Genomic DNA, 8,714 nt, shown 5'->3' on the forward strand with positions numbered 1-8,714 from the left:
TGCCCGTCAGCTACATCTCCCCCGTAATGTTATTGTGACCTACAATGTGGTCAGTGTCTAATGATCGGGGAGGGATCATGAACTGGGGAGGGACACGCTAAGGGGGAATTGATGCTCGGGGAGGGATCATGAGCACCACACATACTGCAAGTAACGCGCCAGCCATCAACGACGTCTCTCAGACAGTGGCAGCAAATGGGGCAGCCGGGCCGCGAGAATATACGGTCGAGCCAATCACACTGAGCCAGCGCGACCCGTTGCCACCACTTCCACAGGGCAGTCTCAATATTGACGCCGTGCCCGCAGCGCAAAAACCACAGGCGGTGCCGATGCTGCGGATCCTGCTTCCAGTGGTGATGATCGCCGTGTTGGTTCTGCTGGTGGGAGTGATGTTTTTCGGTGGTGGCTCTATCAACGGGGTGGGAATGTCGCCGATGCTGCTGATTTTCCCGCTGATGATGGTGATGTCAATGGCGATGATGTTCATGCCGCAGGGCCAACAAGCCGATGCGGACGACACCCGGCGAACCTATTTGCGCCACCTCGACGTCATTCGCGATAAAGCCGAAAAGAATGCCGACGAGCAGCGCCGACACCAATTGGCGCGCCACCCGCACCCCGCCGATTTGTTTGCCCGGTTGAACACGCGACGTCTGTGGGAGCGCACAGGTGAGGACGAAGATGCGTTGCAAGTGCGCCTTGGGCTAGGCGAGGCCGATTTGTGCACCCCGGTAGAAGTCAGTGAATCCGGTGCACCGGAGGATCTCGACCCGGTGTGTGCTGTGAGCGTGCGTCGTACCGTCGACCAGATCTCGCAAGTAGCGGAGCTGCCGATCGTCGTTCAATTGCAAGCATTTAGCTGCATTGGCATTTCAGGGGTGCAGGCACGCAAGCTTGCGCGGGCGCTGTTGGCGCAGCTCGTAGTGCATCATGGCCCGGAAACCGTGGGTATTACGGTAATCACTGACGACGCGGTTCAGTCTAGGACTTCAGCGAAGCAGGCTGAATGGGATTGGCTGAAGTGGTTGCCACACACTCGTCGTCCAGAAGATGCGCAGTATCGCATCGTGCTTGTCGACGAAGTACCGACTACGGGAACCGAGCCTTTCTTGGTTGACGACGAAGCGACGACCATCATCGATATCGGTTCGCGCAGCACCACTGCCCTGGGGATACACGCGGAAATGGAAGGGCTGGTTCTGTTTGCCGACGAAGAACTTGCAGTGCAGACAGAAGCGGGCATGGAGATGTTGGGCACCACCGATACGCTTGCTCATGGTGAATTGCGAGCTTTAGCTAAAGCGCTCGCGAAGTTTTCCCGGCCTTATAGCACCGGCGGTGGTGGCGAAACTATGCGCAACGAATTGGGGGCGTTGTTAGGCGTCGAAGATCTCCGACAATTAGATAATTCCACGATGTGGCCAGCGCGTCAGCGTGATGACCGTCGCCTGACGGTACCGATTGGCTTGGGGCCAGATAAAACCCCGGTGCAGTTGGATCTGAAAGAATCCGCCCACGGCGGTATGGGCCCGCACGGGCTGTGCATCGGGGCGACGGGATCGGGAAAGTCAGAATTACTAAAAACCCTGGTCACAGCATTGGCTGCAACGCATAGCCCAGAAGAGTTGAATTTCGTTCTGGTCGATTTCAAAGGCGGCGCTACCTTCTTAGGGCTGGACACTCTGCCACACACCTCCGCGGTGATCACCAATCTGGAAGACGAAGCAGTGCTGGTTGATCGCATGTTTGACGCGCTCTCTGGTGAGATGAACCGTCGTCAAGAAGTGCTACGCAAAGCCGGAAACTTTGCCAATGTTGGCGAATATAATAAGGCGCGCCGGGGTGGTCGCAGTGACCTGGAACCGTTGCCTGCGTTGGTGATCATCGTTGATGAGTTTTCAGAGTTGTTGGGACAATTCCCGGATTTCGCCGATTTGTTCGTCGCGATCGGTCGATTGGGGCGCTCGCTGCATGTGCATTTGCTTCTTGCTTCGCAGCGGTTAGAGGAAGGTCGCTTGCGTGGCCTAGATTCGCATCTTTCTTATCGGATCGGGTTGAAAACTTTTTCCGCGATGGAATCTCGCCAGGTCTTGGGTTCCTCTGATGCCTATCACCTGCCGAACCAGCCGGGTGCAGGTTATATAAAAACTGATGCTGAGCAGCTGCAACGTTTTCAGGCGGCTTATGTTTCTGGGCCATTAGAATTACCCCGGACAGCGCGATCGTCGAATTCAGCGTTGGCCTCTGGTGGCAGTGCAAACAGTGGCGAGGTTGATGAGGAGCTGCTGGTGCGGGAATTCACCAGTTGGGCAGATATCGATGAGCTTGCCGACGGGAATGCGCGTTTCGATGATGCCTCATCTACAGAACACGCGGGCGGTGTTGACGATGCCGGGTCCGTCGAGCTTGTCGACGAAAACCACTCTGATGATGCAAGCACCACGATGGATGCTGTTGTCGCGGCAAGTATCTCCACCGCCTACGCCCGTAACCACGAAGCACACCAGATCTGGCTGCCGCCGCTACCAAAGTCCATCGAATTAGCCTCGGTGGCAGAACGAGCCGACACTTTGCACGCTGGAATCGGAATTATCGACAAGCCATATCACCAACGTCAGGATTTGCTGCACATAGATTTTGCAGCTCACGGTGGGCACCTGGCTATCTGTGGTGGCCCGCAAATGGGAAAATCCACGGCGTTGCGCACGATGGTGGCTTCGCTAGCGGCAACGCATTCCACCTCCGAAACCCGGTTTTATGTCATTGACTTAGGTGGTGGCCAACTGGAAACGCTCTCCCGGCTTCCGCATGTCGCTGGCGTTGCCGGTCGCTTGCAACCGGAGCGTGTGCGTCGCATCGTTGATGAAGTCCGCGGGCTTATCGATGAGCAGCATGATGCTGGGCGATCTGGCCAACATACATTCCTGGTCGTTGACGGTTGGCACAATATCGGCACCTCGACGGCGGAATTCGAAGATCTCGCAGAGCCCATCACCCAGATCGCCGCTGATGGTCCTAGCGCGGGAATCCACCTGATTGTTGCCACTCCGCGGTGGAATACGCTGCGCCCGGCCATTCGCGACCTTATAGGAACCCGCCTTGAGCTCAAGCTTGCTGAATCCATGGATTCCTTGTGTGATCGTAAATTGCAAGAAAAGCTTCCCGCGCTCCCTGGGCGTGGGCTCGGTGCAGACAAAAAATACCTGCTCATCGCACAAAGTTCGAACCAGGACTTAGCGCATATCGCGGCGGTGAGTGCCGAACGCGGAGACCAACCGGTGAGCAGCTTGCGGGTACTTCCCGAGGCAGTGAGCCGGGGAGAACTTCGTCGTCAGGCTGCTGCTTTGTCGGGCTTCCCGCTTGCTCTTGGTGGCCCGCGTTTGTCCACGTTGGCCTGGGATCCGTCGACTAGCGATCACTTCCTGTGCGTCGCTGCGCGCGGAATGGGCAAGACCACCACACTGCGCACAGTCATCGCCGGCATTAGTGAATTGGGCCGAGACCGTGCACGCATGGTTGTTATCGATCACCGGCGGGCACATCTTGGACAAATTGAGCAGGACATGCTGGCGGCATATTCGCATTCAGCACCGCAGACTGAGAAAACGCTGGCGGATACGGTGACGACGTTGCGTCAACGGCTGCCCTCGGCAGAGATCACCCCGGAGCAGCTGGCCCGGCGCGATTGGTGGGATGGCCCGGAGATTTTCATTGTTATTGATGATTATGACTTGGTTGCCGACAACGTGCTGCATCCGTTGATTGAGCTGATTCCACACGCACGGGATATTGGCATGCACTTGGTCATTGCGCGCAAAGCTGGTGGCTTTAATCGTGCGGCTTTTGGGCCCGTGCTCAGCGCGATCCGTGATTCACAACCGTGTTTTGCGGTATTGGGAGCAGAAAAGGATGATGGCCCGTTCTTTGGTGTTAAGCCACTCCCGCAGCCTTCCGGTGGGGCGCAGCCAGGTCGTGGGATTTGGCATGACGACGGATCGACGATTGGTACATGCCACATTGCGATGCCTGACGACGACAGTCGTGCTCGGGATAACGAGGAGGTTGAGGCATGACTCGACCAGGTAGTCGGTTAAATGACGTCGATCAACACGCTGAGACACTGCGGAGAGGAGAAAACGCCGGGGCCCAGGTGAAGGTGATTTTTTATCACGACGCCACGGTTTTTGGGATTGCGGATACTGATGAGACCATCGTGCGCTACGACCTTCCCGCCCGCGGTATCACCGAAGGCTGGACTGTCGCCGCGGTGCTGGAGCAAACCCAGGCGATGGCTGAGGAGGACTGGCCAGATGTCGTCGTCGCAGTGCTTTCCGACGACGCTGGTGTCGGCGAAGATTTCACTCGTGTGTTGCGGAAACAGGGCGTGAGCGTGCTTGTCGATGAAGCAGGAGGGGACGCTGATACTGATTCGCTTCCAGCGGCAGTCGTAGAGGCAGAAGCGGTTGATGAAGCAGACCCGGCGGAAAGTGAAATCACACGCCGCAATGCGCCCCCGCATGGCAATGCGCCTACGACTACCGGCTCGGCACCCCGTCATGGTGTCGATGCTTTTGCTGCTGCTCGCGAGGGGATCAACCAGCGGGCCGAGCACCAGCGAGCAAACAGCGGTGGTTTTGTGCAATTGGTTGCACGTAAGCCGCGACGTCGTCGACATGCAAAACCAGGGTGGCGTCCAAGCCCGTTGCAATGCATGCTTGCCGCGGGGGTCGTGATCGCTGGCTTATCTGGCTGGTGGGTGGTTGATCGCTACAGCGGATATGACGATAACGCTCAGGGGGCGGATGCCGTTGTGGCGCAGACTGCTGACAGTGATGAACAGCCTGATACGCATGCACGAATTACGCCGTCGGAGGAAGCTAAAGCGGTGGAAGTGCCGCACTTCGATGAGCCAAAAACAATGGTGCACGAGCATTCCGGGCTGCGTTTGGTGACACCGCGTGGGTTTATTATCGGCGATAGTGCGCAACCGGGTGTGTTCGCTGCTAGCGGGGATGATCCTGATCTGCGCATCTATGTGACGACGGATCAATTGCATGAAGATCCCGCAGCTGAGATCGATGTTGACACAGTATTTGGCGACATTTTGGAAACGGTCGAAACAAGCTCTGATTTGCAGGAAGGACGCCGAGAAAATGAGCCGCGTCAGCAGGTGCATTACGTGGAAAATCCCGGTGATCAATCGCGGATCAGCTGGACTAGTTGGGTCGAGGGTAACCAACAGCTCACGGTCGGTTGTCACAGCAGAGTGGCCCCCACACCAGCACAAAAACAAGCATGTGAGCTGGTGCGAGAGAGTCTCGAGAAAATTTAAAAGTTTTTTCTACAGACAGGGAACCAGCCCAGCGGTTGGGCAGTCCAATGACAATGAGAGCGATGAGATGACGCAGTCTCTTATCGTTCGAGAAAAATTCTGAAGACTTTCTATTTCGGGGAGGGATTTTAATGGCACAACAATTCGCCACTGAAGCCGATGTCATGGTCGCTACTGCCGGCCGTGTCGATACCGTCAACAACGAGGTTCAGTCGGAGTTGACTCGCCTGCAGGGAACCGTCGATGGAGTCCGTGCAAATTGGCAAGGTAACGCACAAGTTTCCTTCGACAACTTGATGCAGCGTTACCAGCAATCGGCTAATGAACTGCAAAACGCGCTGGCAGCGATCAGCGACAACATTCGCAGCAATGCTCACCACTTTGACGATATGGAAGCGCAAAACGCGCAGGCCTTCAACAACGTCGGCGGTGCTGGTCTGGCCCTGTAAAAGGCGTGCAACGCACTGCGGTGCAAGCAGGCAGATGCATCTCGATCACGCTTTTCAAGGAAAAGCGTGTGCATCACTTACACATATTCACATATTTGAACGCACATTGTGCGAGGCACATACTGAAAGGTGTGAACAACCATGTCGCAGATTAAATACCAATTCGGAGCCATTCAGGCGGCTGCTGCAGATATCAACTCCACATCCGCCCGTATTAATGGGCAGCTTGATGATCTGAAGGCGCAACTGCAGCCGATGGTTTCTACCTGGGAAGGTGAATCTAGTATCGCTTACCAGGAAGCGCAGGCGCGCTGGGATCAGGCTGCCGCAGAACTCAACCAAGTTTTGGCGACGATCTCACGTACCGTCAGCTCTGGCAACGATGCGATGAGCGATGTCAACCGCGCTGCTGCAGCGTCCTGGAGCTGATAATCGAGCAGATATCGTAACCTTTTCGTGTGGCACACTCCCGTATTGGCTACGGGAGTGTTTTTCTAGTAGAGTTATTAAGCTGTATGCCTTGCTGGTTCGCGTAGTATTTCGATAATTGTTCGAGTTTGCGTGAGTCGGCAGCACTACCTGCAGGTCTCCACCGGCCGCTGTGGGGTGGTGTAGCGGCATTCGATAGAAGTTGGCCGGCAGTCCAAGACAGACTTTCAAGGAGTCATTGTGTCTACATTCCACCCAAAGAGTGGTGACATTACCCGTAAGTGGTATGTCATCGATGCCACCGACGTGGTGCTGGGTAAGCTTGCTTCCACTGTCGCAGATCTTTTGCGCGGTAAGCACAAGCCTCAGTTTGCACCCAACGTTGATACCGGCGATCACGTCATTATCGTCAACGCTGACAAAGTTCACATCTCCGCAAACAAGCGTGAGCGTGAGATGCGCTACCGTCACTCCGGATACCCAGGTGGTCTGAAGACCATGACCCTTGGTCAGTCCCTGGATAACCACCCAGAGCGCACCGTTGAAGAAGCTATCCGTGGCATGATGCCACACAACAAGCTGACCGGTGAATCCATCAAGAAGCTCCACGTTTTCGCTGGTTCCGAGCACCCATATGGTGGCCAGAAGCCAGAAAAATTCGAATTTAAGCAGGTGGCACAGTAATGACTGATCAGAACTTTGAAGAAAACACCGTCGCCGACGCTTCCGACATCGCTGCTGCAACCGCAGCGACCGAGCAGTTCAGCAACACCATTGGTGATTCCCTGGCACCGGAGGCTTCCGAAGAGGTAGAGACCGCCGCTCCAGAAATCCACGAAGGCCCAATCCAGACTGTTGGTCGTCGTAAGCGCGCTGTCGCTCGTGTTCGCCTGGTTGAAGGCTCCGGCCAGATCGTTGTTAACGGTCGTAGCTTTGAGGATTACTTCCCATCCAAGCTGCACCAGCAGGACATCTTGTCCCCGCTGACTCTGCTCGAGCGTGAGAACCAGTTCGACATCAAGGTCACCATCCACGGTGGTGGCCCAACCGGTCAGTCCGGTGCATTGCGTTTGGCTATTGCCCGCGCACTGAACGTCTACAACCCTGCTGAGCGCGACCAGCTGAAGAAGGCTGGCCTGCTTACTCGTGACGCTCGTGCCGTTGAGCGTAAGAAGGTTGGTCTGCACAAGGCACGTCGTGCCCCGCAGTACTCCAAGCGTTAAGTTTTCTTTTTCGCTTTTCTTTGTTGCTTTCCGCCCGGTGCACCCGATGGTGTGCGGGCCGCGAGAAACCGCAAGCCGCTGCTTTCATTTCGGAAGCGGCGGCTTGTTTGCTATTTAGAACGCGGAGGCCAACGGCGACGGGTCCAAAGTGAATGTGGGTGAGATGGGTTAGAATATTGAGTTACCTTCAGTCCTTAAGCTACTGCACTTTGAGTCCTTTTAGATTGGTGATCCTGTTGCTTATAAGCGAACCAACCCCTAAAATATGATAGATATCACTTGCGTAATGTTCGGATGTGAAGAAGCAAAAAGCAAGTTTGCCGTAATGCGAGAGGCTAAACTTTTCCATTGTATGAGCATAGAAGTTTTTTGCTCAGAAAGGCATCTGATTTTATGACTGATGGCAACCGTGCGACTGAAAGAATTACTTTTCCGAGGGTAATATACATATTGGTTTTGTTTGCTATGTCCTCGCTTTTTGGTCTATTTTTATTTTTTGCTACGTATCGAAACATGTTGGCAAGCTTTTTAGTGGTTGTAGCCATTCTCTTATTATGGTTCGGATGGGATAGACTGTCTCGTAAAAATCTTGTGTATGCACATCAAGAGGTGAATACACAGAAAATGCCTTTGCCGAAGAGGCTTGTAACAGTTAGCTTGCCATTTCTGTTCTTCATTATCAGTCAACTTGGGCCAGAACAGAATTTATTCGCAGCGACGACGGCTGTGCTTGGAATGCTAGCAGTATTTAGTATATCCTTAATTAATAGCTAACTGAATAAGTCGTACTATTATGAATGTACGCTGAGGATACTTGACACGTTTCGACGGTACCGATGTCTGAGCCTAGCGGAATAATTAGAGCTTGGCACAACAAAGTGTTTGTAACAATACTGGGGTTACCCGCAAATCGTGGACACATAGTAGAGCTACCTACTAGTTAGGCAGCTATTTTTTTCTTCGTTTTCGATGTGGGTGATGCGGTTCTCGAAATCGACGGGACTGACCATACCGAGCGCAGAGTGCCGACGCCGACGCCGACGGTTATAGACCACCTCAATCCAGTAAGCCACAGCCTGACGCGCAGCGTCACGGGTTGACCAGCGCTTACGGTCGTAGAATTCGGCTTTAAGCGTCGACCAGAATGACTCAGCCATCGCGTTATCGAAGCACACACCGGTACGCCCTACCGATTGAGCAATGCCCAGGTTGCGGCATACTTCCCACAGCTTCTCGCTGGTAAATTGCGTTCCGCGGTCAGCGTGAAACACTAGCCCGTCA

Annotated in this window: 7 protein-coding genes and 1 pseudogene; 7 read left to right on the forward strand and 1 reads right to left on the reverse strand. The window is 54.6% G+C overall.

The features are described from left to right. The first annotated feature begins 128 nt into the window (after nt 1-128). The 7 genes from eccCa (at nt 129) to RCH87_RS03855 (ending at nt 8,207) form a co-directional block, all read left to right on the forward strand. Entirely contained in the window at nt 129-4,073 is a 3,945-nt protein-coding gene (eccCa, locus tag RCH87_RS03825) for a type VII secretion protein EccCa (protein ID WP_306515424.1), read from the forward strand. After that, nucleotides 4,070-5,332: a type VII secretion-associated protein gene (locus RCH87_RS03830; RefSeq protein WP_306515425.1), complete on the forward strand. Its 1,263-nt coding sequence runs from the start codon at nt 4,070-4,072 to the stop codon at nt 5,330-5,332. The genes eccCa and RCH87_RS03830 overlap by 4 nt, the downstream gene beginning before the upstream one ends. A gap of 131 nt (nt 5,333-5,463) precedes the next feature. Continuing rightward, on the forward strand, nt 5,464-5,781 hold the full coding sequence (locus RCH87_RS03835; protein ID WP_306515426.1) for a WXG100 family type VII secretion target: 318 nt from the start codon (nt 5,464-5,466) through the stop codon (nt 5,779-5,781). A gap of 141 nt (nt 5,782-5,922) precedes the next feature. Continuing rightward, a complete protein-coding gene (locus tag RCH87_RS03840) occupies nt 5,923-6,210 on the forward strand; it encodes a WXG100 family type VII secretion target (protein WP_306515427.1) in 288 nt (95 codons plus the stop codon). 240 nt (nt 6,211-6,450) lie between these two features. Further along, entirely contained in the window at nt 6,451-6,894 is a 444-nt protein-coding gene (gene rplM, locus RCH87_RS03845; protein ID WP_306515428.1) for a 50S ribosomal protein L13, read from the forward strand. Then, the gene (gene rpsI, locus RCH87_RS03850) at nt 6,894-7,433 is read left to right on the forward strand and encodes a 30S ribosomal protein S9 (RefSeq protein WP_049168265.1); all 540 of its coding nucleotides are present in this window, start codon (nt 6,894-6,896) and stop codon (nt 7,431-7,433) included. Before rplM ends, rpsI begins: the two co-directional genes overlap by 1 nt. Nucleotides 7,434-7,826: 393 nt before the next feature. After that, complete coding sequence (locus RCH87_RS03855) at nt 7,827-8,207, forward strand: hypothetical protein (RefSeq protein WP_306515429.1); 381 nt, start codon at nt 7,827-7,829, stop codon at nt 8,205-8,207. 155 nt (nt 8,208-8,362) lie between these two features. On the opposite strand, the pseudogene RCH87_RS03860 reads toward RCH87_RS03855, so the two are convergent. Then, nucleotides 8,363-8,714, reverse strand: a pseudogene (locus RCH87_RS03860) (transposase); the annotation flags it as partial.

The sequence above is a fragment of the Corynebacterium sp. genome, from assembly GCF_030826625.1.
Lineage (GTDB): Bacteria > Actinomycetota > Actinomycetes > Mycobacteriales > Mycobacteriaceae > Corynebacterium.